The 26,702-nt window shown below is 66.4% G+C and carries 22 protein-coding genes; 4 read left to right on the top strand and 18 right to left on the bottom strand.

Annotation, left to right across the window (positions count from 1 at the left end):
• Window positions 1-104: 104 nt before the first annotated feature.
• The 3 genes from GH681_RS13740 (at window position 105) to GH681_RS13730 (ending at window position 3,587) form a co-directional block, all read left to right on the top strand.
• Window positions 105-890 carry a PEP-CTERM sorting domain-containing protein gene (locus GH681_RS13740; protein WP_153162014.1) on the top strand — a complete coding sequence of 262 codons (786 nt, stop codon included), beginning with the start codon at window positions 105-107 and terminating at the stop codon, window positions 888-890.
• A gap of 240 nt (window positions 891-1,130) precedes the next feature.
• Window positions 1,131-2,366 (top strand): FtsX-like permease family protein, encoded by a 1,236-nt coding sequence (locus GH681_RS13735; RefSeq protein ID WP_153162013.1) that lies wholly within the window; start codon window positions 1,131-1,133, stop codon window positions 2,364-2,366.
• A gap of 9 nt (window positions 2,367-2,375) precedes the next feature.
• Window positions 2,376-3,587 carry an ABC transporter permease gene (locus GH681_RS13730; RefSeq protein WP_153162012.1) on the top strand — a complete coding sequence of 404 codons (1,212 nt, stop codon included), beginning with the start codon at window positions 2,376-2,378 and terminating at the stop codon, window positions 3,585-3,587.
• An 88-nt stretch (window positions 3,588-3,675) separates the two neighbouring features.
• On the opposite strand, the gene argJ is transcribed toward GH681_RS13730, so the two are convergent.
• The 3 genes from argJ to secA form a co-directional block, all read right to left on the bottom strand.
• The gene (gene argJ / locus GH681_RS13725) at window positions 3,676-4,914 is read right to left on the bottom strand and encodes a bifunctional glutamate N-acetyltransferase/amino-acid acetyltransferase ArgJ (protein ID WP_153162011.1); all 1,239 of its coding nucleotides are present in this window, start codon (window positions 4,912-4,914) and stop codon (window positions 3,676-3,678) included.
• Between the two features lie 78 nt (window positions 4,915-4,992).
• On the bottom strand, window positions 4,993-6,429 hold the full coding sequence (locus GH681_RS13720; RefSeq protein ID WP_153162010.1) for an HDOD domain-containing protein: 1,437 nt from the start codon (window positions 6,427-6,429) through the stop codon (window positions 4,993-4,995).
• A 217-nt stretch (window positions 6,430-6,646) separates the two neighbouring features.
• Window positions 6,647-9,373 (bottom strand): preprotein translocase subunit SecA, encoded by a 2,727-nt coding sequence (secA, locus tag GH681_RS13715; RefSeq protein WP_153162009.1) that lies wholly within the window; start codon window positions 9,371-9,373, stop codon window positions 6,647-6,649.
• Between the two features lie 146 nt (window positions 9,374-9,519).
• On the opposite strand from secA, the gene GH681_RS13710 reads away from it, so the two are divergent.
• The gene (locus GH681_RS13710; RefSeq protein WP_153162008.1) at window positions 9,520-9,954 is read left to right on the top strand and encodes a DciA family protein; all 435 of its coding nucleotides are present in this window, start codon (window positions 9,520-9,522) and stop codon (window positions 9,952-9,954) included.
• Here GH681_RS13710 and GH681_RS13705 read toward each other — a convergent pair.
• The 15 genes from GH681_RS13705 to ftsL form a co-directional block, all read right to left on the bottom strand.
• Window positions 9,951-10,139 carry a hypothetical protein gene (locus tag GH681_RS13705; RefSeq protein WP_153162007.1) on the bottom strand — a complete coding sequence of 63 codons (189 nt, stop codon included), beginning with the start codon at window positions 10,137-10,139 and terminating at the stop codon, window positions 9,951-9,953. The genes GH681_RS13710 and GH681_RS13705 overlap by 4 nt on opposite strands.
• A 9-nt stretch (window positions 10,140-10,148) precedes the next feature.
• Window positions 10,149-11,066 (bottom strand): UDP-3-O-acyl-N-acetylglucosamine deacetylase, encoded by a 918-nt coding sequence (gene lpxC, locus GH681_RS13700; RefSeq protein ID WP_153162006.1) that lies wholly within the window; start codon window positions 11,064-11,066, stop codon window positions 10,149-10,151.
• Window positions 11,067-11,224: 158 nt separating this feature from the next.
• On the bottom strand, window positions 11,225-12,361 hold the full coding sequence (gene ftsZ, locus GH681_RS13695; RefSeq protein WP_153162005.1) for a cell division protein FtsZ: 1,137 nt from the start codon (window positions 12,359-12,361) through the stop codon (window positions 11,225-11,227).
• A 151-nt stretch (window positions 12,362-12,512) separates the two neighbouring features.
• The gene (gene ftsA / locus GH681_RS13690) at window positions 12,513-13,742 is read right to left on the bottom strand and encodes a cell division protein FtsA (RefSeq protein ID WP_153162004.1); all 1,230 of its coding nucleotides are present in this window, start codon (window positions 13,740-13,742) and stop codon (window positions 12,513-12,515) included.
• Entirely contained in the window at window positions 13,742-14,620 is an 879-nt protein-coding gene (locus GH681_RS13685) for a cell division protein FtsQ/DivIB (protein WP_228111907.1), read from the bottom strand. Before GH681_RS13685 ends, ftsA begins: the two co-directional genes overlap by 1 nt.
• Window positions 14,613-15,527: a D-alanine--D-alanine ligase gene (locus GH681_RS13680; protein ID WP_153162003.1), complete on the bottom strand. Its 915-nt coding sequence runs from the start codon at window positions 15,525-15,527 to the stop codon at window positions 14,613-14,615. The genes GH681_RS13685 and GH681_RS13680 overlap by 8 nt, the downstream gene beginning before the upstream one ends.
• A gap of 28 nt (window positions 15,528-15,555) precedes the next feature.
• Window positions 15,556-16,950 (bottom strand): UDP-N-acetylmuramate--L-alanine ligase, encoded by a 1,395-nt coding sequence (gene murC / locus GH681_RS13675; RefSeq protein WP_153162002.1) that lies wholly within the window; start codon window positions 16,948-16,950, stop codon window positions 15,556-15,558.
• Window positions 16,951-16,960: 10 nt separating this feature from the next.
• Complete coding sequence (murG, locus tag GH681_RS13670; protein ID WP_153162001.1) at window positions 16,961-18,019, bottom strand: undecaprenyldiphospho-muramoylpentapeptide beta-N-acetylglucosaminyltransferase; 1,059 nt, start codon at window positions 18,017-18,019, stop codon at window positions 16,961-16,963.
• Window positions 18,019-19,254 (bottom strand): putative lipid II flippase FtsW, encoded by a 1,236-nt coding sequence (gene ftsW / locus GH681_RS13665; RefSeq protein ID WP_153162000.1) that lies wholly within the window; start codon window positions 19,252-19,254, stop codon window positions 18,019-18,021. The genes murG and ftsW overlap by 1 nt, the downstream gene beginning before the upstream one ends.
• The gene (murD, locus tag GH681_RS13660; RefSeq protein WP_153161999.1) at window positions 19,251-20,642 is read right to left on the bottom strand and encodes a UDP-N-acetylmuramoyl-L-alanine--D-glutamate ligase; all 1,392 of its coding nucleotides are present in this window, start codon (window positions 20,640-20,642) and stop codon (window positions 19,251-19,253) included. The genes ftsW and murD overlap by 4 nt, the downstream gene beginning before the upstream one ends.
• Before the next feature lie 6 nt (window positions 20,643-20,648).
• Complete coding sequence (mraY, locus tag GH681_RS13655; RefSeq protein ID WP_153161998.1) at window positions 20,649-21,737, bottom strand: phospho-N-acetylmuramoyl-pentapeptide-transferase; 1,089 nt, start codon at window positions 21,735-21,737, stop codon at window positions 20,649-20,651.
• Between the two features lie 62 nt (window positions 21,738-21,799).
• Complete coding sequence (murF, locus tag GH681_RS13650) at window positions 21,800-23,176, bottom strand: UDP-N-acetylmuramoyl-tripeptide--D-alanyl-D-alanine ligase (protein WP_153161997.1); 1,377 nt, start codon at window positions 23,174-23,176, stop codon at window positions 21,800-21,802.
• Window positions 23,173-24,690, bottom strand: a complete 1,518-nt coding sequence (locus tag GH681_RS13645; protein WP_228111906.1) for a UDP-N-acetylmuramoyl-L-alanyl-D-glutamate--2,6-diaminopimelate ligase — start codon at window positions 24,688-24,690, stop codon at window positions 23,173-23,175. The genes murF and GH681_RS13645 overlap by 4 nt, the downstream gene beginning before the upstream one ends.
• Window positions 24,687-26,438, bottom strand: coding sequence for a penicillin-binding protein 2 (locus GH681_RS13640; RefSeq protein ID WP_153161996.1), 1,752 nt, complete (start codon window positions 26,436-26,438; stop codon window positions 24,687-24,689). Before GH681_RS13640 ends, GH681_RS13645 begins: the two co-directional genes overlap by 4 nt.
• Window positions 26,435-26,701 (bottom strand): cell division protein FtsL, encoded by a 267-nt coding sequence (ftsL, locus tag GH681_RS13635; protein WP_153161995.1) that lies wholly within the window; start codon window positions 26,699-26,701, stop codon window positions 26,435-26,437. Before ftsL ends, GH681_RS13640 begins: the two co-directional genes overlap by 4 nt.
• Window position 26,702: the final 1 nt, after the last annotated feature.

The following is a 26,702-nucleotide window of genomic DNA, read 5'->3' as shown; positions in this document are numbered from 1 at the left end:
CCTACACAAAATCATAACTTTAAAAAATCGCAAAAAACTGGCACACCGATTGCTTATGAAAAGAAAGGGCTACAGTGGCCCCGATTACTCAGGAGATTAAATAAGTGAAAACCTTCAAGCAGACCCTCACCGCCCTGGCCACCGTTGCCGCCCTGTCCGCTGCTGGCAGCGCCAACGCCGGCCTGACCAACTGGTACATGGATGCCAACGGCGCCGTCGGCGGCACCGCTGACGCCACCCTGGTTGCCGAATACCTTGACCTGGCGGGCAAGGCCTACGTCAAGAACACCATCAGCGGCACCACCTTCACCTTCAACGAAGCCGGCAACTTTAACACTACCGCCGCCGACGGCGGTTCCACCATCCTGACCACCGCTCTGCGCAGCGAGTTCGTTGGCGTTGGTGGCGGCTCTACCACCACTGGCGTACTGGGTTTCACCTCCGGTTCGCTGAATGTTTACAGTGGCGCAACTAACATTGCTTCATTTAAACTGATCACCGGTGAGGGGGCGGTGATTCCGGGTGGCGTTCTTCCTAATGGTTTCTTCAGCTTGGTTTTCCAGGCCACCAGCATGGCCTCTGGCTACTTCTTCGATGGCGCCATGAACGATCTGTCGCTGAAGGTTGGTGATGGTCTGACCTTCGGTTTCGCCACCACCAATGCCAGCGTCACCGACACCTGGTCCGCCGCCGAAAACGCGACCCTGACCGGCATCTACAACACCGCCTTCAACCCGGACATCGCCGGCATCTCCATGAACGGCTCCACCGACCTGGTGATCCGTAACGGCGGCCAGTTCGGCCTGGAAGTTCCGGAGCCCACCTCCATGGCTCTGGCTGGCCTCGGCCTGACCGGCCTGGCCGCTCTGCGCCGTCGCAAGTCGGCCTAAGACTCGCCCAGGTTGATCACCTTCGGGTGATCGACTGAAAGCAGTCTTGCGGCACTCAAGCCCGTCACTCCCAGAGTGGCGGGCTTTTCTTTTGCATCTTTTCCCCTTGTTCCGGCACACCCGGCGCAGCAGCCCGCCAACTGTCACCTGGAATAATCAAACACTTGCCCCTGCTGGCTTTCCAAGCGACCATACGTTTCTTCCCGCAAGCATTTCCGAGCAACTCCCCGCGTGCGCCTCATGTCGATCGATCTCTATTTCCGCGACGTCACCCAGGCCTTCCGAAACATCGTCCGCCAGCGGCGTCGGGCGCTGTTCGCCCTCGTCACCATCGTCGGCGGGGTGATGGCCTTTCTGCTGGCGGGCGGTTTCATCCAGTGGATCCTGAAAGACATGCGCGAGGCGACGATCCGCTCCCAGCTGGGGCATGTGCAGATCGTCCGCCCGGGGTTCTTCGACAAGGGGCTCGCCGACCCCTACGCCTACCTGCTGTCGGGCGCCGACGCCGTCTATAACGAGCTCGCCAAGACCCCCGGCGTCCGCGTGATCACGCCGCGGCTGGTATTCACCGGGCTGGCCAGCCACGACGATTCCACCATCTCCTTCTCCGGCGAAGGCGTCGATCCGGACAAGGAAGGCGACCTCAGCCGGGCGCTGCAGATCATCTCCGGCGAGGCGCTCTCTTCAACCGAGCCCAACGGCATCATTCTCGGCGAAGGCCTCGCCGCCAACATGGGCGTGAAGGTGGGCGACACGGTAGTGCTCCTCGCCACCACCTCCAAGGGCACCCTCAACGCCGTCGAGTGCCGGGTTCGCGGGATCTTCGCCACCATCACCAAGGCCTACGACGACACCTTCCTGCGGGTGCCGCTGCCGGTCGCGCAAACCTTGTCCCGCGCCAAGGGGCCAACGAGCTGGGTCGTCCTGCTCGACAAGACCGACGACACCGACGCCTTCGTCGCCCAGGCCCGCGCCCAGACATCCGCCAAGGATTTCGAATTCATTCCCTGGCACGAGCTGGCCGATTTCTACAAGAAGACCGTCGTGCTCTTCACCCGCCAGGTGGGCGTGGTCAAGATCCTGATCGCGCTGATCATCGTGCTGTCGATCTCAAACACCCTGTCGATGGCAGTCATCGAGCGCACCGGCGAGATCGGCACGATCATGGCGCTGGGCATCCGGCGCTCAGGCGTGCTGCGCATGTTCATCATCGAAGGCGTGATGCTCGGCCTCATCGGCGGGCTGCTCGGGGTGCTGCTGGGCGTCATCGTGGCGGGCGGGATCTCGGCCGTCGGCATTCCGATGCCGCCGCCGCCCGGCATGGCCCGCGGTTACATCGGGCAGATCCTGATCACCCCCGGGCTGGTCGCCGAAGGCCTCGCCCTCGCCCTGCTGACCACCCTGGTCGCCAGCATCCTGCCGGCCTGGAAGGCTTCCCGCATGAACATCGTCGACGCCCTGCGTCACCAGCGCTGAGAAAATCCCATGCTCCTGAAGCTCGCCCTCCGGAACACGCTCCGCCAGAAAGTCCGCAGCGGCATGACCCTCGCCGCGATCATCTTCGGCGTCACCGGCCTCATCCTCGCCGGCGGCTTCGTGCAGGACATCTTCATCCAGCTCGGCGAGGCCATCATCCACTCCCAGACCGGCCACCTGCAGGTCTTCAAAAAGGATTTCCTCGAAAAGGGCACCCGCTCGCCCGAGCGCTTCCTGATCGACCAGCCCGAAAAACTCGCCGCCGGTATCGCGAAGCACCCCGAGGTGGACGCGGTGATGAGCCGCCTGTATTTCTCGGGCCTGCTCAACAACGGCAAGCGGGATCTGGCGATCATCGGTGAGGGCGTCGAACCCGACAAGGAAGCCAAGCTCGGCAGCTTCATCACCATCGCCGCGGGCCGCCAGCTGGCCAAGGCCGATCGGGACGGCATCCTCCTCGGCCAGGGCGTGGCCAAGACCCTTGGCCTCGTGCCCGGCGACCGGGTGACGCTGGTGCTCAACGCCGCCGAGGGCGCAATGAACACCATGGATTTCGAAGTGGTCGGCGTGTTCCAGAGCTTCTCGAAGGATTTCGACGCCCGCGCGGTACGCATCCCCCTCGACGCCGCCCAGGAGCTCCTCCAGACCAAAGGCGCCAACCTGCTGGTAGTCGCGCTCCACAAGACGGAAGACACCGACGCCGTCCACGCCAGGCTGGTGAGCGAGCTCGGCAGCCAGCTCGACGTGCGCACCTGGAATTCCCTGTCCGACTTCTACGACAAGGCCGTGCAACTCTACGACCGCCAGTTTGGCGTGCTGCAGTTCATCATCCTGCTGATGGTGCTGCTGTCGGTGGCCAACAGCGTCAACATGAGCGTCTTCGAGCGCCAGGGCGAGTTCGGCACCATGCAGGCGCTGGGCAACCAGTCCCGCGACATCGTCAAGATGGTGATCCTCGAGAGCGCCTTCCTCGGTCTCACCGGCGCGGTGCTCGGCGTGCTGCTGGGCATCACCGCGGCGCTGACGATCTCCGCCATCGGCATTCCGATGCCGCCGCCGCCCAACGCCAACCTGGGCTACACCGCCTACATCCGGATCGTGCCGCTCACCCTCGTCACCTCGGCGCTGGTGGGTTTCGTGGCCACCGTGCTGGCGTCCATCGTGCCGGCCTACAAGGTGACGCGGATGCAGGTGGTCGACGCGCTGCGCCAGAACATCTGAACACCGGGCCTGGCCATGAAAAACGGGGCGTGATCTTTCGATCCGCCCCGTTTTTCATTGGCAGCCCAAGCTAGGCCGCCGTGCCGACTTACGACCGATAGTCGGCGTTGATCTTCACGTAGTCGTAGGAGAAATCGCAGCTCCACAGGGTGGCCGCCGCGTCACCGCGGGCAAGATCCACGCGCACGGTGATCTCCGCCGCTGCCATCACCCGGGCGCCAGCTTCCTCGCGATAGCTCTCGGCGCGGCCACCCTTCTCGGCCACCAGCACTTCCTCGCCGTTGCTGCCGAGCCACACGCGCAGCTGCGACACATCCAGATCGTCGATGCCGGCGTAGCCGATGGCGGCCAGGATGCGGCCCAAGTTGGGGTCGGAGGCGAAGAACGCGGTCTTCACCAGCGGCGAGTGGCCGATGGCGTAGCCAACCTTGCGGCATTCCTCGCGGGTCTTGCCGCCTTCGATCTGCAGGGTGATGAACTTGGTCGCGCCCTCGCCGTCGCGCACGATGGCCTGGGCCAGCAGAATCGACACGTCCAGCACGGCCTGGCGGAAGGCGGCGTAATCGGCCGACGCCGTATCGGCGATGGTCGCGTTGCCGGCCTGACCGGTAGCGATGAGGATGTAGCTGTCGTTGGTGGAGGTGTCGCCATCGACGGTGATGCTGTTGAAGCTCAGATCGGCCACTTCCTTCAGCAGCGCGTCGAGCACCGGCTGGGCCACGTCGGCGTCGGTGGCGAGGAAGCCGAGCATGGTCGCCATGTTCGGCTTGATCATCCCGGCGCCCTTGGAGATGCCGGTAAGGGTGATGGTCTTGCCGCCAATCTGCACCTGGCGCGACACGGCCTTGGGAATGGTGTCGGTGGTCATGATGCCGTGGGCGGCGTCGAACCAGCCGTCGGCCTTGAGGGCGGCCTTGGCGGCCGGCAGGCCGGCGACGATGCGCTCCACCGGCAGCGGTTCGAGGATCACCCCGGTGGAGAACGGCAGCACCTGGCTGGCGGCGATGCCCAGCTGGCCGGCGACGGCCTCACAGGTGGCGCGGGCAGCAGCCAGACCGGGCTCGCCGGTGCCGGCGTTGGCGACACCGGTGTTGATCACCAGCGCGCGGATCTCGCCGGCCGGCAGATGGGCCTTGCACATCTGCACCGGCGCCGCGCAGAAGCGGTTCTGGGTGAACACCCCGGCCACGCGGGCGCCCGGCGCCAGTTCGATCAGCGTGAGATCCTTGCGATTGACCTTGCGCACCCCCGCCTCGGTGACGCCAAGGCGGACACCGGGCACGGGAAACAGGGCAGCGGCTTCAGGGGGGGAAAGCAGGACGGGCATGAAAGACTCCAGGAACAGGCGCCAATTGGCAAAAGAACGCCATGATAATCCGGGAGTCGTTACCGGGACACCAGCACGTCAGCTCGGCACACCGTCGGCGGCACTCAAGGCCACCGCCAGGCTGGCCTGCAGAGCGAAATGCTGGACGGCCCGCCAGCTCTCCTCATCCAGCGGACGGCCATTGCGGTCGGCATAGAGCACGCCGATTCGCCGTGTCGCCGATCCAAAAGGCACCACGAAGCCGGACTCGCTGGCCGTGACCGCCTGCAGCCGCTCAGTGCCGCCGCGCTCGACGCGGGCCGGATTGACCCAGCACGCCTTGCCGCTGTCGATGGCATCGTCGACCACGTCGTCCGGATCGCCATCCATCGGGAAGATGAAACGCGCGCACAGGGCTTCGCCACCACTACCCAGCCCCATCTTGCCCTGAAGATGCAGGCGGTCTGGCGTGAGCAGCGCCACGACAACCCGTTCGCAGCCGACGCCACGCAGCACGCCTTCAGCGACCAACTGCAGGATGTCGGCGATGGCGGCCCGCTCCAGGCTCATGGCCGCCAGATCCTGCAGGATGCGCAGCTGCAGGCTGGCGTCCGGCGCGGCTGGCGGTGCCGGTGGCTCGGGTTCAGGCAGGGGTACTTCGGCCCGCGGGATCGCGCGACCGGCTTCGGGGGCGCCGAAGAAGGCGGCCACCCGCGCCGCCTCGCCGGCGTTGGCGATGATCTCGGCGCTCACCACCGAAACCGGCAGCCCGAGATAATCCGCCGCCTCGCGGATGGCCCGCCGCGCGGCGACCGAATCCCAGCCATCCTCGGCCGCACGGGCCAGACGGTCGCCGATCGCCACGGCCCGTTCGGGGCCGCGGCTCCGGGCGTCACCCTCGATGGCCGCAGCCGCAAGGGAACCGAGCTTCCATTCACGCACCAACCCGGCCGAGAGATGTCGCAGCGAGAAGCCCAGCACCACCTGCTGGGCCTCTTCCTCGCGCACGCCGCCCTGGCTCATGCAGCGCTCCAGCGCCTGGGCCTGATCGCCGCCAAAACACCAGAAGGCCATCTCGCCCACCCGGGACAGCAGCGCGGCGATGAACACTTCCTCGCCCTGCTGCTCGCCCTTGCGCTGGATCGCCCAGCGGGCCTGGACCGCCGCGTGAAAGCTGCGCGCCATCTCGAGATTGACCCGGCTGCGCACGCTCCCGCGCAGCAGCGCGTCGATCAACGCAACCGACAGGGCCAGCTGGGCCACGGGGTCGAAGCCGAGCACAACGATCGCCCGCGAGACGGTGTTGATGCCCTGGTTGGAGTGATTGAAATAGGCACTGTTGGCAAGCCGCAGCACCTTGGTGGTCATCGGCGCGTCCTTCAGGATGACCTGCGCCAGCGCCGACGCGGATGCCCGGTCGTCAACGATGATCCGCCGCAGCGCATCCACCGTGCGGGCAAACACCGGCATGTCGCGCCCCCGGATGCGGGCGATCCATTCGGTCAGATCAGAAGGGCCAGGGTTCGTGAAAGCCATGTCGCCGATAACGGCAGGCGACGTTGCAGCTTGAGGCGCCGTCAACGCACAAGGCCCGCTCGAAAGCGGGCCTTGTCAACGAACGACTACCCCGTTGAAAAGGGGCGAGAAACCGTAGCGAGCGGCCCGAGGCTGCGGGGAGGCGCGCAGCTGTACTGGAGTACAGCGAGCACCGCAGTCGCAGGATCGGGTCGCGCAGTAGGTTTATCGCTCCTTTTCAGGAGAGCTTGCCGTGGCAGTGCTTGTACTTCTTGCCGGAGCCGCAGGGGCACGGATCGTTGCGGCCGACCTTCGGTGCCAGATTGGTTTCCGGCTGATTGACGTCGCGATCCGGGTTGGCGGTGGCCAGGGCTTCGTCGTAGTCGGCGTGGTGATACTGGACGTTTTCCAGCGCCGGCGTCATTTCGGCTTCCTCGATCTGCGCTTCGGAGCGGATCTGGACGGTCATCAGCAGCTTGGTGACTTCGGTGCGCACCACCTGCAGGAGGTTCTCGAAGAGCTCGAAGGCTTCGCGCTTGTATTCCTGCTTGGGGTTCTTCTGGGCGTAGCCGCGCAGGTGGATGCCCTGGCGCAGGTGATCCAGCGCCGACAAGTGCTCGCGCCAATGGGTGTCGAGGCTCTGCAGCATCACGTTGCGCTCGAAGCCATGCCAGGCGGTGGGGTCCACCAGGGCGACCTTGTCGGCGTAGGCCTGGGCGGCGGCGTCCAGCAGGCGCGACAGGATGTCGTCGTCGCTGATGGACGGATCGGCCTTGATCCATTCGCCCACCGGCAACTTGAGCTGGTAGTCGGATTCGAGGGCCAGCTCGAGGCCCGGGATGTCCCACTGCTCTTCGACGGAATCCACCGGCACGTAGATGCGGAACACATCGTGGAGCACGCCTTCGCGCATGGCGGTGATGGTTTCGGTGATGTCGGTGGTTTCGAGCAGCTCGTTGCGCTGCTGGTAGATCACCTTGCGCTGGTCGTTGGAGACATCGTCGTATTCGAGCAGCTGCTTGCGGATGTCGAAGTTGCGCTGCTCGACCTTGCGCTGGGCGGTTTCGAGGGAGCGGGTCACCATGCCGGCTTCGATGGCCTCGCCTTCGGGCATCTTGAGGCGGACCATGATGGCGTTGAGACGCTCGCCGGCGAAGATCTTCATCAGCGGATCTTCGAGGGAGAGGTAGAAACGGCTCTCGCCCGGGTCGCCCTGACGGCCGGAACGGCCACGCAGCTGGTTGTCGATACGGCGGGATTCGTGGCGCTCGGTGCCGATGATCTTGAGGCCGCCGGCCTGCAGCACCTGCTCGTGGCGGACCTTCCACTCCTCGCGCAGCTTGGTGATCCGGGCGTCCTTCTCGGCGTCTGACAGGCTTTCGTCCTCGCGGATCAGGGAGACAGGCTTCTCGACGTTGCCGCCCAGCACGATATCGGTACCGCGACCGGCCATGTTGGTGGCAATGGTGATGACGCCCGGACGGCCGGCTTCGGCGACGATCTCGGCCTCACGGGCGTGCTGCTTGGCATTGAGCACGTTGTGGGGCAGCTTGGCGGCCGTCAGCATGTCGGACAGCAGCTCGGAGTTCTCGATGGACGTGGTGCCCACCAGCACCGGCTGGCCGCGCTGCACGCAATCCTTGATGTCGGCGGTGATGGCGTCGTGCTTTTCCTTCATCGTGCGGTACACCTTGTCGTTCTGGTCCTTGCGGATCATCGGACGGGTGGTGGGCACGACGACGGTTTCGAGGCCGTAGATCTGGTGGAATTCGTAGGCTTCGGTGTCGGCGGTACCGGTCATGCCGGCGAGCTTGCCGTACATGCGGAAGTAGTTCTGGAAGGTGATCGAGGCGAGGGTCTGGTTCTCGGCCTGGATCTTCACGCCTTCCTTGGCCTCGACAGCCTGGTGCAGGCCTTCGGACCAGCGACGGCCGGCCATCAGGCGGCCGGTGAACTCATCGACGATCACCACTTCGCCGTTCTGCACCACGTAGTGCTGATCCTTGTGATACAGCGCGTGGGCCCGCAGGGCGGCGTAGAGGTGGTGGATCAGCAGGATATTGCCCGGGTCGTACAGGCTGGCCCCTTCGGGCAGCAGGCCCAGGTTGCCGAGGATCTCTTCGGCGTGCTCGTGGCCTTGTTCGGTGAGCAGCACCGAGTGGGCCTTGAGGTCGACGGTGTAGTCGCCCGGCGTGGTGATGTTCTCGCCCTCGCCTTCCTGACGGGTCAGCAGCGTCGGCACGGCGTTCATGCGGACGTAGAGTTCGGTGTGATCCTCGGCCTGGCCGGAGATGATCAGCGGCGTGCGGGCCTCGTCGATGAGGATGGAGTCCACTTCATCGACGATGGCGTAGTTGAGGCCGCGCTGAACCCGCTCGGCCACGTCGTACACCATGTTGTCGCGCAGGTAGTCGAAGCCGAACTCGTTGTTGGTGCCGTAGGTGATGTCCGCTTCGTAGGCCGCCTTTTTCTGGTCGTGGGGCATCTGCGACAGGTTGCAACCCACCGTGAGGCCCAGGAAGCGGTAGATGCGCCCCATCCAGTCCGAGTCGCGGCTGGCGAGGTAATCATTGACGGTGATGACATGCACGCCCTTGCCGGACAGCGCATTGAGATACACCGGCAGCGTGGCGGTGAGGGTCTTGCCTTCGCCGGTGCGCATTTCGGCGATCTTGCCGGCGTGCAGCACCATGCCGCCCACCATCTGCATGTCGAAGTGGCGCATGCCGTGCACCCGCTTGCCGGCCTCGCGGACCACCGCAAAGGCTTCGGGAAGCAGGTCGTCGAGGCTTTCGCCCTTGGCGACGCGCTGACGGAACTCATCCGTCTTGCCGCGCAGTTCCTCGTCGGTCAGGGCCTGGATCTTCGGCTCGAGGGCGTTGATGGTGCGCACCGTCTGGCTGTACTGGCGGATCAGGCGGTCGTTGCGGCTGCCGAAAATTTTCTTGAGAAGGCCTGCGATCATTTGATTTGGAAGGGAAAACGCGGCAAAGGGCGGATTCTATCATGTCGTCCGGACACGACCGTGACACAGGACAAGACGCCGCTCACTCTTGTCCGCGGAAAGGGTTCCCCCTAGGATGGGGGCGCTTCTCAGAATTCCAAGCCCCGATGGCCAAGACCAACCCGATCGACACCTATCTCGGCAGCGGCGACAGCCTTGCCCGCCTGCAGGCCCACGCGGCCCGACTGTTGCGCCTGCAGCGCCAGCTGGCCGACCTTCTCCCCGACTACATGGCCGCCGCCTGCAAGGTCGCCAACCTGAAGGGCGAGGATCTGGTGATCCACGTGGAAAGCGCCGGTCTGGCCGTCAAGCTGCGCCAGGCAGTGCCGAGCCTGCTGGCCGACTTCGCACGCTCGGGCGTGATCCTTCGGGACATCAAGGTGAAGGTGTCGGTGCCGGAATATCGCCCCCCCGCCCCGCCGCCGCCGGATCGTCACGTGAGCGAATCGACCCGCAGCGGGCTCGGCGATCTTGCCGCGACGCTGCCCGCGGATTCTCCGCTGGCTAAGGCGCTCAGGCGCTTCGTGAAGAGCGCCGGCTAAACGAGCGGCACCAGAACCCGCTCGAGGATCAGCAGCGCAAAGAACACCAGCGCCATGATGATCGCCCAGCGGAAGAGCTTCCACGCCAGCGCCAGATAGCGCGGTTCGCGAGTGAAGAAATAGGCGAAGACCGAGGCTCCGATGCCGATCCCGACCAGCACGGCGAGAACGCGCAGGAGCAGCACGGCCTGGCCTCAGCCGAGGGCCAGATCGAAGAGCTGGGCGACCGCCGGCGGGGTGGTCGCGTCTTCTTCGAAGGTGACGATGTCCCAGGCGGTCTTGTCTTCCAGCAGCACCCGTAGGATCTGGTTGTTGAGGGCGTGCCCGGCCTTGTAGGCGCTGTAGGACGCCAGCAGCGGATGGCCGGCGAGGTAGAGGTCGCCTATGGCGTCGAGCACCTTGTGCTTCACGAACTCGTCGGCATAGCGCAGGCCGTCGGCGTTGAGCACCCGGTATTCATCCATCACGATGGCATTGTCCAGACTGCCGCCCAGACCAAGGCCGTTGGCGCGCATGAACTCCACGTCCTGCATGAAGCCGAAAGTGCGCGCCCGCGAGACTTCGCGCACATAGGAGTGATCGGCGAAATCGACGGTGACCGAGGTGCCGGTGTTGTCGATGGCCGGATGATTGAAGACGATGGAGAAGCTCAGCTTGAAGCCGTCGTGGGGCTCAAGGCGAACCCACTTGTCGCCCTCGACGTACTCGACGGCTTTTTTGACGCGCAGGAAACGCTTGGGCGCCTTTTGCTCCTCGATGCCGGCGGACTGGATCAGGAACACGAAGGGGCCGGCGCTGCCGTCGAGAATCGGAATCTCCGCCGCGTCCACGTCGATGTGGGCGTTGTCGACGCCGAGCCCGGCAAGGGCCGACATGAGGTGCTCGACGGTATTGACCTTGGCGCCCTCGCGCTGCAGGCCGGAGCACATACGGGTGTCGCAGACGGCGTAGGGATCGGCCGGCAGATCGACCACCGGATCGAGATCGACGCGATGAAAGACGATGCCGGTATCGGGCGCCGCGGGGCGCAGGGTGAGCGTGACCTTGTTGCCGCTGTGCAGGCCGACGCCGGTGGCGGTGACGACTGTTTTAAGGGTGCGCTGCTTCAACATGGCCGGGATCCTGATTCAAGTAATTGAATTTTAACATAAGTCCCTGCTGCACCGCAGCAAGGCGTATCCCGTGTTGCCTGCAAACGACAAACGCGCAGCGAACGGAGGCGACGTCCGGCTGCGCGTTTGTTCGAGCCACCGAAGCGGCCCCTGGGCGATCAGTCCGCCTGCTTGCGCAGGAAGGCCGGAATGTCCAGGGTCGACATGCCGTTGGCGCTCATGGCTTCAACGGTGGTGCGGGAGGTGCGACGGATCACCGCCGGCAGCTCCAGATTGCCGTAATCCACTTCCATACCGATGTTGTCGGTACCGGTACGGATCACTTCCATCTTGCGCGGCATGGCGGCTGCACGGACAGCGCCCAGGCCGGTGGCGACCACGGTCACGCGGATGCGGTCTTCCATGCTCTCGTCGAAGACGGTGCCGTACTTGACGAAGGCTTCCTTGGCGGCGAAGGCCTGGACGGTGCGCACGGCATCGCGGACTTCGGCCATCTTCAGCGAACGGCTGGCAGTGATGTTCACCAGCACGCAGCGGGCGCCGGAGAGTTCGGTGCCTTCGAGCAGCGGAGACACGGCGGCCTGTTCGGCGGCGATCCGGGCGCGGTCGAGACCGGAAGCCTGGGCGGAGCCCATCATCGCGCGGCCCATCTCGGCCATCGCGGTGCGCACGTCCTGGAAGTCGACGTTGACGAGGCCCGGCACGTTGATGATTTCGGCGATGCCACCAACGGCGCTGGTCAGCACGTTGTCGGCAGAGCGGAAGCAGTCTTCGAAGCCGGCGTCGTCGCCATAGACTTCGAGCAGCTTGTCGTTGAGCACGACGATCAGGGAGTCCACCTGCTTGGAGAGCTCTTCGACGCCGCTCTCGGCAACGCGGATGCGGTTCTCGAAGTCGAAAGGCTTGGTGACCACAGCGACGGTCAGGATGCCCATTTCCTTGGCGATCTCGGCCACCACGGGGGCAGCGCCGGTGCCCGTGCCACCGCCCATGCCGGCGGTGATGAAGCACATGTGGGCGCCGTCGAGGGCGGCCGCGATGGCGTCACGGGATTCCTGGGCGGCTGCGCGGCCGGCTTCCGGCTTGGAGCCGGCGCCGAGGCCGGTCTTGCCGAGCTGCACCTTGGTGGGCGACAGGCAGCGGGACAGCGCCTGCGCATCGGTGTTGGCGGTGATGAAGTCGACGCCTTGCACGCCCTCGCGGATCATGTGATCCACGGCGTTGCCGCCGGCGCCGCCGACGCCGATCACCTTGATATTGGTGCCGCCGGATGCCTTTTCAACAATTTCAAACATTTAACTCGCCTCCAAGAGAAACCGCACTTGATATTGCCGACGTGCAACCAATCCGTATTTAGTATTAACCGTAAATTTTACAACTAAATAAGGGGGCGCTGCACATCAAAGTTCATTCAGATTCAGCCCACCGAAGGGGCTGTCTCCACCATCAGAAATTACGCTCGAACCACGAACGCATCCTCGAAAAAACCTGGCCCACATTGCGCGTCTGGCGGGCCTGGATGCCGCGCCGCTTCTGGGCTGCACCTTCCATCACGAGGCCCATCGCGTTGGCGTAGCGGGGCTCGCAGACCACATCGGCGAGGGGGCCCTCGTACTTCGGATAACCGATGCGCACCGGCATGTGGAAGACGTCCTCACCCAGCTCGACCATCCCCTGCATCACGGCGGCGCCGCCGGACAGCACGATGCCGGACGACAGCAGCTCTTCGTAACCGCTGCGGCGCAGTTCGGCCTGAACCAGTTCGTACAGCTCGCACACCCGCGGCTCGATCACATCGGCCAGCGCCTGACGGGAGAGCTTGCGCGGCGGACGGTCGCCCACGCCGGGCACTTCGATCATCTCGGAGGCGTCGGCCAGGGTGTGCATGGCCACGCCGTGGCGGATCTTGATTTCTTCGGCGTCGGCGGTCGGGGTACGCAGGGCGACGGCGATGTCGTTGGTCACCTGATCGCCGGCGATGGGGATCACCGCGGTGTGACGGATCGCGCCCTGGGTGAACACGGCGAGGTCGGTGGTGCCACCGCCCACATCCACCAGGCACACGCCCAGTTCCTTCTCGTCCTCGGAGAGGGTGGCGTAGCTGGAGGCCAGCGGCTGGAGGACCAGATCGAGCACCTCGAGGCCACAGCGACGCACGCACTTGACGATGTTCTGGGCGGCCGACACGGCGCCGGTGACGATGTGCACCTTAACCTCGAGGCGTACGCCGCTCATGCCGATGGGCTCGCGCACGCCGTCCTGGCCGTCGATCACGAATTCCTGGGTGAGGATGTGCAGGATCTGCTGGTCGGCCGGCAGCGGCATGGCGCGGGCGGTCTCGATGACTCGCTCCACATCCAGCGGCGAGACTTCCTTGTCCTTGATCGCCACCATGCCGTTGGAGTTGAAGCTGCGGATGTGGCTGCCGGCGATGCCGGTGTACACGTCGCGGATCTTGCACTCGGCCATCAGCTCGACTTCCTGGATGACCTTGGAGATCGCGTCCACGGTGGCCTCGATGTTGACCACGACGCCCTTCTTCAGGCCCGACGACGGCTGCGAGCCCAGCCCGATCACCTCCATGCGGCCGTCCGACTTCAACTCGGCCACCACGCAGGTGATCTTCGAGGTGCCGATGTCGAGGCCGACGATCAGTTCCTTGTATTCTTTGCTCATCACTTCCCTTTTTTGCTGTCTTGCTTGCCCGTCGGCTCGGCGGAGGCGATCGGCCGGAGGGCAAAACCACTGGGGTAGCGGAGATCCACCACCGCAACATTCATGTTCAGTCGGCTCTTGGCCTGGGGGTAATAACCCACGAAGCGCGCCAGACGTTCGTCGATGGGCGCCTTGGCCTGGTCGTGACCGAGTTCGATGGTGAGGCCGTCTTCCATCTTCAGCTGCCAGGCCTCACGGGCGGATAGCGAGACGCCCACCAGCTGCTTGCCGATGGGGCCGAGCTTGCTCGAGAACTCGTCGAACTTGGCGAGGAGCACGCCCGACGAACCTTCCGGCCCGCTGAAGACCGGCATCCTGGCGTTGCTGGCGGCGGTGAAGACCTCGCCGTAGCGATTGACGAGGCGCATGTCGCCGGTCTCGCCGACACGCCAGTAGGCCGAGGCCACGTGTTCTTCCAGGCGCACCTCGATGCCGCCGGGCCACTTGCGGCGCACGTCGGCGCGACGCACCCACGGCAGCTTCTCGAAGGCGCCACGCACGTCGTCCAGATCGACGGTGAAGAAGTTGCCGCGCAGGGACGACCGGGCTGCGTATTCGAGCTGGGCGGTGGTCACCTGGGCCAGCGGCGTGGTGACGACGACTTCCTTCAGCGGGTAGATCGGCAGGCGCGACACCGACGCCACGGCGGCGTAGCCGAGCCCGGCCGCGCCCACCACCAGCAGGACGTCCGAAATCAGGTTGAGGAGCTGGGGACGATCCCACAGCCCGTTGCCACCGCCTTCCCGCTGCGGGCGCGCAGCCGCGCGCGCACGCTTGCCGGCCGTCGGCTTGGCGCCGGGCTCGGGCGGGACGTTGGAGGTGGTGCGCTCGTCAGCCAAGGCGGGCTCCGGAAAGGATCTCGAGGCACAGGGCCTCGAACGACAAGCCAGCCACCCGTGCCGACATGGGCACCAGCGAGTGGTTGGTCATGCCCGGCGCGGTGTTGATCTCGAGCAAAGTGAAGCTGCCGTCGTCCCGCAGGATCAGATCCGCGCGGCCCCAGCCGCGGCAGCCCAGCACCTTGGCGCAGCGCACGATGGCCGCCTGGATCTCTTTTTCCTGGGCTTCCGGCAGGCCGCTCGGGCAGAAATACTGGGTGTCGTCGGTAAAGTACTTGTTCTGGTAATCGTAGTTGCCACCCGGCGCGACGATGCGCACCAGCGGAAGAGCCCGGTCGCCCAGGAAGGGCGCGGTGAGCTCCTGGCCAGTGACGAACTCTTCGGCCAGCACCAGCGAATCGAACTTGGCGGCCAGCTCCCAGGCGGCCTTCAGCTGGCCGGCCTCGGTGACCTTGGTGGCGCCCATGCTGGAGCCTTCATGCACGGGCTTGACGAAAATCGGCAGGCCCAGATCGGCGACGACGGCGTCCCAGTCGGTGTTGGCGTCGAGGATCGCGAAACGCGGCGTGGGCAGGCCGGACGACAGCCACACCAGCTTGGTACGCCATTTGTCCATGCCGATGGCCGAGGCCATCACGCCGCTGCCGGTGTAGGGAATGCCCATCAGCTCGAGGGCGCCCTGGACGGTGCCGTCCTCACCACCGCGGCCATGCAGCGCGATGAAGGCGCGGTCATAGCCTTGTTCCTTGAGGATGTGCAGATCGGTCTCGGCCGGATCGAAGGCGTGGGCATCGACGCCCGCCGCCTGCAGCGCGGCCAGCACGGCGCCGCCCGACATCAGGGAAATCTCCCGCTCGGCGGACGTCCCGCCCAGCAACACCGCGACCTTGCCAAATCGATTCTTCACATCCGTCACCACATCCGCATTCATTGATTCAAATCTCGCCACTGACCAGCTTGCCCGGCACCGCACCGATGCTGCCGGCTCCCATCGTGATCACCACGTCGCCATCCTTTGCCGCGGCCAGGATCGCCGCCGGCATCTCCTCGATGTGCTCGACGAAGACCGGCTCGATCTTGCCTGCCACACGCAGCGCCCGGGCCAGCGAACGGCCGTCGGCGGCCACGATCGGTGCTTCGCCGGCGGCATAGACCTCGCCCAGCAGCAGCGCATCGACGGTGGACAGCACCTTCACGAAGTCCTCGAAGCAATCCCGCGTGCGGGTGAAGCGGTGCGGCTGAAAGGCCAGCACCAGGCGCTTGTCGGGGAAGGCGCCACGGGCGGCGGCGATGGTCGCCGCCATCTCGACCGGGTGATGACCGTAGTCGTCGATGATGGTGGCGGTGCCGCCAGCGGGCAGCGCCACCTCGCCGTAGCGCTGGAAGCGGCGCCCGACGCCCTTGAATTCGGCCAGCGCCTTGACGATGGCTTCGTCGGAGACGCCCACCTCGGTGGCCACGGCGATCGCCGCGAGGGCGTTCAGCACGTTGTGGCGGCCGGGCAGGTTGAGCACGACGGACAGGCGGCTGGTGGTGCCATTGACGCGCACCACGTCGAAAACCATCCGGCCTTCTTCGGCGTGGATGTTCTCGGCGCGCACGTTGGCGGATTCGGAGAAGCCGTAGCGGACGATCTGCTTGGACACCAGCGGCATGATCGAGCGCACGTGCTTGTCGTCGTCGCACAGCACGGCCACGCCATAGAAAGGCAGGTGCTGCAGGAAATCGACGAAGGACTGCTTGAGCCGGGCGAAATCGTGCCCGTAGGTTTCCATGTGGTCGGCGTCGATGTTGGTGACAACCGAGATCACCGGCGTGAGGAGCAGGAAGGAGGCGTCGGATTCGTCCGCCTCGGCCACCAGGAAATCACCCTTGCCCAGGCGCGCGTTGGCACCGGCGGCGTTGAGCTTGCCGCCGATCACGAAGGTGGGGTCGAGCCCGCCTTCGGCCAGGATGCTGGCGACCAGCGAGGTGGTGGTGGTCTTGCCGTGGGTGCCGGCGATGGCGATGCCCTGCTTGAGGCGCATCAGCTCGGCCAGCATCTGGGCGCGGGGCACCACCGGGATCTGGCGCGCGCGGGCGGCGATCACTTCCGGGTTGTCGCCCTTGACGGCGGTGGAGGTCACGACCGCATCGGCGTCGTCCACGTTTTCGGCAGCGTGGCCCTGGATCACCCGGGCGCCGAGCGCCTTCAGGCGACGGGTGGCGGCGTTGTCGCCCAGATCCGACCCGCTGACCTTGTAGCCCAGGTTGACCAGCACCTCGGCGATCCCGCTCATGCCGGCGCCACCGATGCCGACGAAGTGGATGCTCTTGACTTTGTGTTTCACGTCGATTCCTTTAAGCAGCGAGCCCGGCGCAGACATCCGCTACGCGGGCCGTGGCATCCGGCTTGGCGCATTCACGGGCCTTGACCGCCATGGCCAGCAGGCGCTCGCGATTCATTTTCTGCAGCAGCGCGGCGAGGCGCTGCGGCGTGAGTTCGGTTTGCGGCATCAGCACCGCCGCGCCGGCTTCGGCGAGGAAACGGGCGTTGCCGGTCTGGTGGTCGTCCACTGCGTGGGGATAGGGCACCAGCACGCTGGCCACGCCGGCAGCGGCGAGTTCGGCCACCGTGAGCGCGCCAGCCCGGCAGATCACCAGATCGGCGTCGGCGTAGCGGTCGGCCATATCGTCGATGAAGGGCAGCAGTTCGCCGTCCACATGGGCGGCCTGATAGCCCGCGCGCAGGGCGTCGATCTGTTTGGTGCCAGCCTGGTGGGTGACCTGCGGCCGCTCGGCCGGGTCGAGCAGCGCCAGCGCCTGGGGCACGGTTTCGTTGAGGGCCGTGGCGCCGAGGCTGCCGCCCACCACCAGCACCCGCAGCGGGCCGCTGCGTCCGGCGAAGCGCTCGGCCGGCGGCGCCACCGCGGTGATGTCGGCGCGCACCGGGTTGCCCAGCCACTCGCCTTTTTTGAGCACATCGGGGAAGCCGGTGACGACCCGATCGGCCACGCCGGCGAGCACCTTGTTGGCGAGGCCGGCGACGGAATTCTGTTCGTGCACCACGACCGGCCGACCCAGCAGGGACGCCATCATCCCGCCCGGAAAGGTGACGTAGCCGCCCATCCCGAGCACAACATCGGGCTTCACGCGGCGGATCTGGCCGAAGGCCTGGGCAAAGCCCCGCAGCAGGTTGAGCGGCAGCAGCAGCTTGCGCAGCAGGCCCTTGCCGCGCAGGGCGGCAAAGCGCACCCAGGCGACTTCATAGCCGCTGGCCGGCACGATGCGGGCTTCCATCCCTTCCGGATTGCCCATCCACACCACCTTCCAGCCGCGATCGCGCAGGGCGTCCGCTACGGCCAGACCAGGGTAGATGTGGCCGCCAGTGCCGCCGGCCATGACCATCAGCGTGGGCATCAGGCGCTGCCTCCGCGCATGATTTGCCTGTTCTCCCAATCGATCCGCAGCAGGATGGCCAGCGCGACGCAGTTGGCCAGGATGCCGGAACCGCCAAAGCTCATCAGCGGCAGGGTCAGGCCCTTGGTGGGCAGCAGGCCCATGTTCACGCCCATGTTGATGAAGGACTGCACGCCCAGCCAGATGCCGATGCCCTGGGCGACCAGCGCGGCGTAGGTGCGCTCCAGCGTGACGGCCTGCTTGCCGATGGCGAAGGCACGCTGGATCAGGATCGCGAACATCACCACCACCGCCACGACGCCGGCAAAGCCGAGCTCCTCGGCGATCACCGCCAGCAGGAAGTCGGTATGGGCTTCGGGCAGGTAGAACAGCTTTTCGATGCTGCCACCCAGGCCCACCCCGAACCACTCGCCCCGCCCGAAGGCGATGAGCGCGTGGGACAGCTGGTAGCCCTTGCCGTAGGCGTCCTGCCACGGGTCCATGAAGCCCAGGATGCGTTGGCGACGGTATTCGGAGAAGGTGATCAGGAGCACGAAGCCGATCGCCGCGACGATCGCCAGCAGCACGAACAGGCGCACGTTGATGCCGCCCAGGAACAGCACACCGAAAGCGATGGCGGTGATCACCACGAAGGCGCCGAAGTCGGGCTCCTTGAGGAGCAGGAAGCCGACGAAGAGGATCACCCCGGCCATCGGCATGAAGCCCTGCTTGAAGCTGCCCATCAGCGGCAGCTTGCGGGTGGTGTAGTCGGCGGCGTATAGGGCGGCGAACAGCTTCATCAGCTCGGACGGCTGGAGATTCACCACCCCCAGCGGCAGCCAGCGGCGGGCGCCGTTCACGTCACGGCCCACGTGGGGGATCAGCACGATGAGCAGCAGCACCACGCCGGCGATGAACAGCCAGGGCGCCATCTCCTGCCACGCACGCATGGGAATCTGGAAGGCCACCACCCCCGCGATCACGCCGATGGCCAGGAAGACCGCGTGCCGCACCAGAAAGTAGGCCGGCTGGTGGCCGAACATGCGGCTGCCTTCGGCGGTGGCGATCGATGCGGAGAAGACCATCACCAGCCCCAGCAGGAGCAGCGCGGCCGCCGACCAGATCAGCCACGGATCGAGCTCGCGGGGCTGGCCGAGGGGCTGCATCAGACGGCCGACGGCGCGGCTCGTCACCGGCGCGGCGCTGTCTTCCGCGTGGCGGGCGAGAAAACCGGAGATGGCGGCGGCGAGCTTCATACGGGGCGGACGTCAGGCAGGCGCTTGACCGCGTCGATGAAGACCTGGGCGCGGTGGGCGTAATTGCGGAACATATCGAGGCTGGCGCAGGCCGGAGAGAGGAGCACAACGTCGCCAGCCTGGGCGCGGGCATTGGCTTCGAGCACGGCGGCGTCCATGTCGGCGGAGTGGATCAGGGACACGCCACAGCCATCCACCGCGGCCTGGATGGCGGCGGCGTCGCGGCCGATCAGCACCACGGCGCGGGCGTAGCGGGCGAAGGCATCCTTGAGGGGTGAGAAGTCCTGGCCCTTGCCGTCACCGCCGGCGATCAGCACCACCTTGCGGCGCAGGCCTTCGAGGGCGGCCACGGTGGCGCCCACGTTGGTGCCCTTGGAGTCGTCGTAGTAGATGACGCCGTCGGCGCGCTCGGCCACCGGTTCGACCCGGTGCGGCAGGCCGCGGAAGGCCTTGAGGGCGGCGATCAGCGATGCGCGGGGCAGGCCCGCGGCTTCGCACAGGGCCAGCGCAGCCAGCGCGTTGGCGACGTTGTGGCTGCCGGCGAGTTGCATGTCGGCGCGGCGCAGGAGCTTTTCAGGGCCGCGCACGAGCCATTCGCCGTCGTCTGCATGAACGGTGCCGAAATCGTCGGCGCCGGCCGGCGCATCGATGCCGAAAGTAAACACCCGGCGGCCCGGCAGCGCCATGGCCTTGACGCGGGCGTCCTCGCGGTTGAGCACCTGCACGCCCGCGCCGTGAAAAACGGCGGCCTTGGCGGCGGCGTATTCATCGAGCCCGGCGTAGCGGTCGAGGTGGTCGTCGGTGACATTGAGCACCGTGGCCGACGCGGCAGCCAGCGGCGGCAGGGTTTCGAGCTGGAAGCTGGAGAGTTCGAGCACCCACATCTGCGGCAGCGCCTGGCCGGCGTCGAGCCGGGCGAGCAGCACGTCCAGCGCAGCCGGGCTGATGTTGCCGGCGACCACGCCATCGACACCCGCCGCCTTGACCATCTCGCCGGCCAGGGTGGTGGTGGTGGTCTTGCCGTTGGTGCCGGTGATGGCGATGACGCGGGTCTGATCCCACGCGCCAAGGCTCTGCAGGGCTTCGACGAACAGGGTCATCTCGCCGATGACCGGGATGCCGCGCTTGTGGGCGGCGTCGATGAGCGGCTGACGCGGATCGAGCCCCGGGCTGATGGCCACACGGCTCACCCCATCCAGCAACGCCTCGGAGAAGGCGCCGGTCACGATCTCGGCCGCCGGCGCATCGGCGCTTAGGCGATCCACGCCCGGCGGCGTCTCGCGGGAATCAGCTACACGCAGCGCCACGCCCTGGCGGGCCAGCCAGCGGGCCATGGCCAGGCCGGATTCGCCGAGGCCGAGGACGAGGGTGAGATCAGCGTTTGCCATCGTCGCTCACCGCAGCTTGAGGGTGGACAGGCCGAACAGCACGAGCATGATCGTGATGATCCAGAAGCGGACCACGACCTGCGTTTCCTTCCAGCCGCCGAGCTCGTAGTGGTGGTGCAGCGGCGCCATCCGGAAGATGCGCTTGCCGCCGGTGTACTTGAAGTACAGCACCTGGACCATCACCGACATGGCCTCGGCCACGAACAGGCCGCCCATGATGAAGAGCACGATTTCCTGACGCACGACCACCGCGATGGTGCCCATCGCCGCGCCCAGCGCCAGCGCGCCCACGTCGCCCATGAAGACTTCCGCCGGGTAGGCGTTGAACCACAGGAAGCCCAGACCCGCGCCCGCGATCGCGCCGCAGATCACCGCCAGCTCGCCGGCCCCCGGGATATAGGGAACGCCGAGGTACTTCGAGAAACCCATGTGGCCGGCCACGTAGGCGAAGATCGCCAGCGCTGCGCTGACCATCACCGTCGGCATGATCGCCAGGCCGTCGAGACCGTCGGTGAGGTTGACCGAGTGGCTGGTTCCGTTGATCACGAAGTAGGTCAGCACGATGAAGCCGAACACGCCCAGCGGGTAGGACACCGCCTTGAAGAAGGGCACGATCAGTTCGAGCTGGGCCGGCAGCGTGGCGGTGAGACCAAGGAAACTGGCTGCCGCCAGGGCGATGGCGGAGGTCCAGAAGTACTTCCAGCGGCTCGCCAGCCCCTTCGGATCGCGATAGACCACCTTGCGCCAGTCATCGACCCAGCCGACAGCACCGAATCCGAGGGTGACGAACAGCACGACCCACACGTATTTGTTGCGCAGATCGCCCCACAGAAGCGTGGTGAGAACGATGCAGATCAGGATCAACGCGCCCCCCATGGTGGGCGTGCCGGCCTTGGTGAGGTGGGACTTGGGGCCGTCGTCGCGGACCGCCTGCCCGATCTTCTTGGCGGCCAGCCAGCGGATCACCGGCGGGCCGAAGACCAGCGACAGCACCAGTGCGGTGCCGGCAGCCAGCACCGTGCGCAGCGTGATGTAGCCGAACACATTGAAAAAACGCGCATCCTTGCCGAGCCACAGGGCCAGTTCAAGCAGCATGGTGTTCCCCCGAGTTCATTGCGGAAGAAACTGCAGCCAAGCCGGTACAACACAAACTCATTTCAAACCTTTTCCGCGATGGCGTCCACGACCCGTTCCATCTTCATGAAACGCGAGCCCTTGACGAGCACCACCGTGTCTTCGTTCAGTTCCGCCTTCACCGCTGCGACGAGATCGTCGAGCTTGCTGAAATGGCGGCCACCCTCTCCGAAGTTGCGCGCCGCAACCTCGCTCATCTCACCCAGCCCGAACAGGAAATCGACGCCTTCGCTCTTCGCGTAGCCGCCGATCTCGTCGTGGTACTGGAAACTCTGTTCACCAATCTCGCCCATGTCGCCGATCACCAGGATCTTGCGGCCGGGGGTGGCGGCCAGCACCGCGATGCCAGCGCGCATCGAATCGGGGTTGGCGTTGTAGCTGTCGTCGATCACCACCGCGCCGCCGAGGCCCTTGCGCAGGTGCAGCCGACCCGGCGTGCCGGTGTAGCCGCCCAGGCCTTCGGCCACCGCCGCCAGCGAGACACCCGCAGCCAGACAGGCAGCCGCTGCCGCCAAAGCGTTGCGGACGTTGTGCTTGCCGGGCACGTTGAGGCGGAACTTCGCTTCGCCCTGGGGCGAGGCCAGCACGATGTCGCTGGCAAAGCCGTGACCAGTGCAGCGGGCCGTCACGTCGGCATCGGCCGAGAGGCCGAAGGTGAGCGTGCGGCGCCCGGCGTTGAGGGCCTTCCAGTAGCCGGCGAAGGCGTCGTCGGCATTGACCACCGCCACGCCGTCGGACGACAGACCTTCGTAGATCGCGCCCTTCTCGCGGGCCACTTCGTTCACGCTGCCCATGCCCTGCAGGTGGGCGCGCTGGGCGTTATTCACCAGCGCCACGGTGGGCCGGGCCAGGTGCGTGAGATAGCCGATCTCGCCGGGGTGGTTCATGCCCATCTCGATCACCGCCGCGCGGTGGTTGCCGGACAGACGCAGCAGCATCAGCGGCAGGCCGATGTCGTTGTTCAGGTTGCCCTTGGTGGCGAGGACTGCGAGCTCCGGATCGAAGCCGTCGATGCGGGCCTGGGCGCGCAGGATGGCGGCGCACATTTCCTTCACCGAGGTCTTGCCATTGCTGCCGGTCACGCCGATCAGCGGCAGGCTGAAGCCGGCACGCCAGCTGGCGGCGAGACGGCCGAGGCCGAGGCGGGTGTCGTCCACCACCAGCAGCGGCAGCGGAACCGGATTGGCCGCCGCCCACGCCCGGTCGACCATCGCCGCCACGGCGCCCTGGGCGGCCACGGCGGAGAGGAATTCGTGGCCGTCGAAGCGGTCGCCGCGCAGGGCGATGAACAGCTGACCGGGCTGGATGGCCCGCGAATCGGTGCTGACCGACATGAACGCAACGTTGCCGCCAACGGCGGTGCCGTCCGTGGCCAGCGCGGCTTCCTGGAGATCCATCATGAGAGTTCTCCCTGGGCGTCGTTCCAGGCTTCGAGGGCGTCGCGGGTCTGATCCACGTCCGAAAACGGGTGACGCACGCCGTTGATCTCCTGATAGGGTTCGTGGCCCTTGCCGGCGATGACGATCACGTCGTCGGGCGCGGCGGCGAGGATCGCGCCGCGGATCGCGTCAGCGCGGTCGGCGATGATCTCGACGTCGGCACGGGCGCCAGCGGCGACTTCACGCAGGATTGCCAGCGGGTCTTCGCCGCGGGGGTTGTCGCTGGTGAGCACGACCTTGTCGGCCAGGCGGCTGGCCACTTCGCCCATCAGCGGGCGCTTGCCGGGATCGCGGTCGCCACCGCAGCCGAACACGCAGGTCAGGCTGCCGCCACGGGCCTCGACGGTGGCGCGGATGGCGGTGAGCACCTGCTCGAGCGCGTCGGGCGAATGGGCGTAATCAACCACCACCAGCGGATCGCCGATGCCGCCGAGGGTCTGCATCCGGCCCACCGGCGGGGTGAGGTCTTCGGCCACCGTAGCGGCTTCCTCGAGGCTGAAGCCCGAGGCCATCAGGGTGCCGATCACCGCCAGCAGGTTGGAGACGTTGAACTGCCCCACCAGATTGGGGCTCAGGTCGGCCGACTCGTTTCCGCTGCGGGCCGTGAAGCGCACGCCGGCCGCAGTGGTGGTGAGACGGTCGGCGAGGACCAGCCGATTGACCGGGGCGGCGTCGGCATTGCTGGCGATCAGGGTGTAGCCGACCACCTGGATGCCGCTGCCGGCCAGGCGCCGGGCCTGTTCCATGCCGAAGCGGTCGTCAAGGTTGAGCACCGCGGCCTTGAGCCCCGGCATGTCGAACAGGCGGGCCTTGGCTGCGCCGTAGTTCTCCATGTTACCGTGGTAGTCGAGGTGGTCGCGGGTGAGGTTGGTGTGCACCGCCACGTCGAAGTGCAGCCCGTTGAGGCGCCCTTGGTCAAGCCCGATGGACGAGACTTCCATCGCCACCACATCGGCCTTTGCGGCGCGGAATTCGGCGAGGGTCTGGTGCAGGGTCAGGCTGTCCGGCGTGGTGTTGACGCTGGCCTTCAGCGCGCCCGGAAAACCGATGCCGAGGGTGCCGATCACACCACACTTGCGCCCCAGCGCGGCAAAAGCGCGGGACAGCCACTGGGTGACCGACGTCTTGCCGTTGGTGCCGGTCACACCGACAAGCCACAGGGCTTCGGACGGACGGCCGCAGACTTCGTTGGCCAGATGTCCGGCCAGCGAAGCGAGACCATCGACAGCGATATTGGGAACCTGCAGGGCATCGTCCCACACGTGGCCGTCGCGCTCCCACAGCACTGCGGCAGCGCCCGCATGGACGGCATCGACGATGAAGCGGCGACCATCGACCCGATGCCCCGGACAGGCCAGGAAGACATCGCCGGCGCACACCTTGCGGGAATCGAGGCACAGCTGGGTGACTTCCACCCCGGCGGCAGCCAGGTGGGCGAGCAGGTCCTGGGCCTGCTGGCGGGCACTCACGCTCACATGGCCTCCCGGACGGGGGTGACGCCCTGACGGGCAACCTGCAGCGGCTTGAGCGGCGCATCCGGCACTACGCCGAGGGTGCGCAGTGCGCCGCCCGTCACCTGGGCGAACACCGGCGCGGCCACGTCGCCGCCGTAGTGCTTGCCGTTGGTGGGCTCGTCGATCATCACGGCGACGATCAGGCGCGGATCGGAAATCGGGGCTATGCCCACGAAGGAGGCCACGTAACGGTTGGCGTAACGGCCGCCGACGAGCTTCATCGCGGTGCCGGTCTTGCCGCCGACGCGGTAGCCCGGCACGTTGGCCTGCCGGGCGGTCCCACCAGGCTGAACGACCATCTCGAGCATCTGGCGCACCTCGCGGGCGGTCTGCGGGGCGAACACGCGGGAGCCATGCACCGGCGGCGTATCCAGACGCGACAGGGACAAGGGCACGATGTCACCGTCGCGGGCAAACACCTGATAGGCGTTGGCGATCTGCATCAGGCTGACCGACATGCCGTGGCCGTAGGACATGGTGGCCTGCTCGATCGGGCGCCAGCTTTTGGCGGGACGCAAGCGGCCGCCGACTTCACCAGGAAAGCCCAGCTTGAGCGGCGAGCCGAAGCCGAGATCGTCGAACATCTTCCACATGGTTTCCGGCGGGAAGCTCAGGGCCATCTTGGCCGCGCCGATGTTGGACGATTTCTGGATCACCTGGGCAACGGTGAGGGCCCCGTGGGGGTGAGCGTCGGAGATCGTCGCGGAACCGATGGTCATCCGGCCCGGCGCGCAGTTGATGATGGTGTTGGCGGTGACCTTGCCCTTTTCAAGCGCCAGCGCGGCGGTGAAGGGCTTCATCGTCGAGCCCGGCTCAAAGGTGTCAGTCAGGGCGCGGTTGCGCAGCTGGTCGCCGGTGAGCTTGACGCGGTTGTTCGGGTTGTAGGTGGGCGCGTTGGCCAGGGCGAGGATCTCGCCGGTCTTGGCGTCGATCACCACCACGCCACCGGCCTTGGCCTTGTGGTCGGTCATCGCCTGCTTGAGGGCGGCGTGGGCGAGGTACTGGATCTTGTTGTCGATGGACAGGGCGACCTCCCTGCCGTCCTGGGGCATGCGGATCGACTGGACGTCCTCGACCACGTTGCCGCGGCGGTCCTTGACGACCCGGCGGGAGCCCGGCTTGCCGGCCAGCGAAGGCTCGAAGGCGAGCTCGATGCCCTCCTGCCCCTTGTCGTCCACGCCGGTGAAGCCCAGCACGTGGGCCATCACCTCGCCACCCGGGTAGAAGCGGCGGTATTCGCGCTGGTCGTGGACGCCCGGCAGCTTGAGGGCGGCGATGCGATCGGCAAGCTCGGGCGAGACCTGCCGCTTGAGATAGACGAAGTCCTTCTCGACACCCAGCTTCTGGTTCAGATCCTGCACCGGCATCTCGAGCAGAGCAGCCAGCTGACGGGTCTGGGACGGATTCAGGCGGGCGTCTTCGGGGATCGCCCAGATCGACTTGACCGGCGACGACACGGCGAGCACGTCGCCCTGGCGGTCGGTGATCTTGCCGCGGGTGGCGGGCACCTCAAGCACGCGGGCGTAGCGGGATTCACCCTTGGCCTGCAGGAACTGCTCGTTCACGCCCTGAAGGTAAGCCGCGCGGCCCACCAGCGCCACCGAGCCGCCCAGCAGGCACAGCAGAACGAAACGCGGCCGCCACGCCGGAAGCTCCGAGCGCAGCAGCGGATTGTGATTGAAGGTGACGCCCTTCTTGGCCTTTTTCATGGCCGCTCCTCGATGGCGATGATCTGCCCGGGCAGAGGCGGGCGCATCGCGAGTTTTTCGCGAGCGAGTTTTTCGATACGGGCGTGAGCCGCCCAGGTGCTTTGTTCCAGCTGCAGCTGGCCCCACTCGACCTCCAGCTGCTGGGAGCGCTGCTGCTCACGCTCGACGGCGGCATAGAGCTTGCGTGCCTGGTGCTGGGATGCCACCACGCCGAGGCTGCTCGCCACCACCAGCATCACGAGGAATCCGGTCAGACGCGCCATG

The sequence above is a fragment of the Zoogloea sp. 1C4 genome (assembly GCF_009469605.1).
Taxonomy (GTDB): domain Bacteria; phylum Pseudomonadota; class Gammaproteobacteria; order Burkholderiales; family Rhodocyclaceae; genus Zoogloea; species Zoogloea oryzae.
The sequence above is the reverse complement of the archived record's forward strand: the minus strand, read 5'-3'. Positions and strand labels throughout refer to the sequence as shown.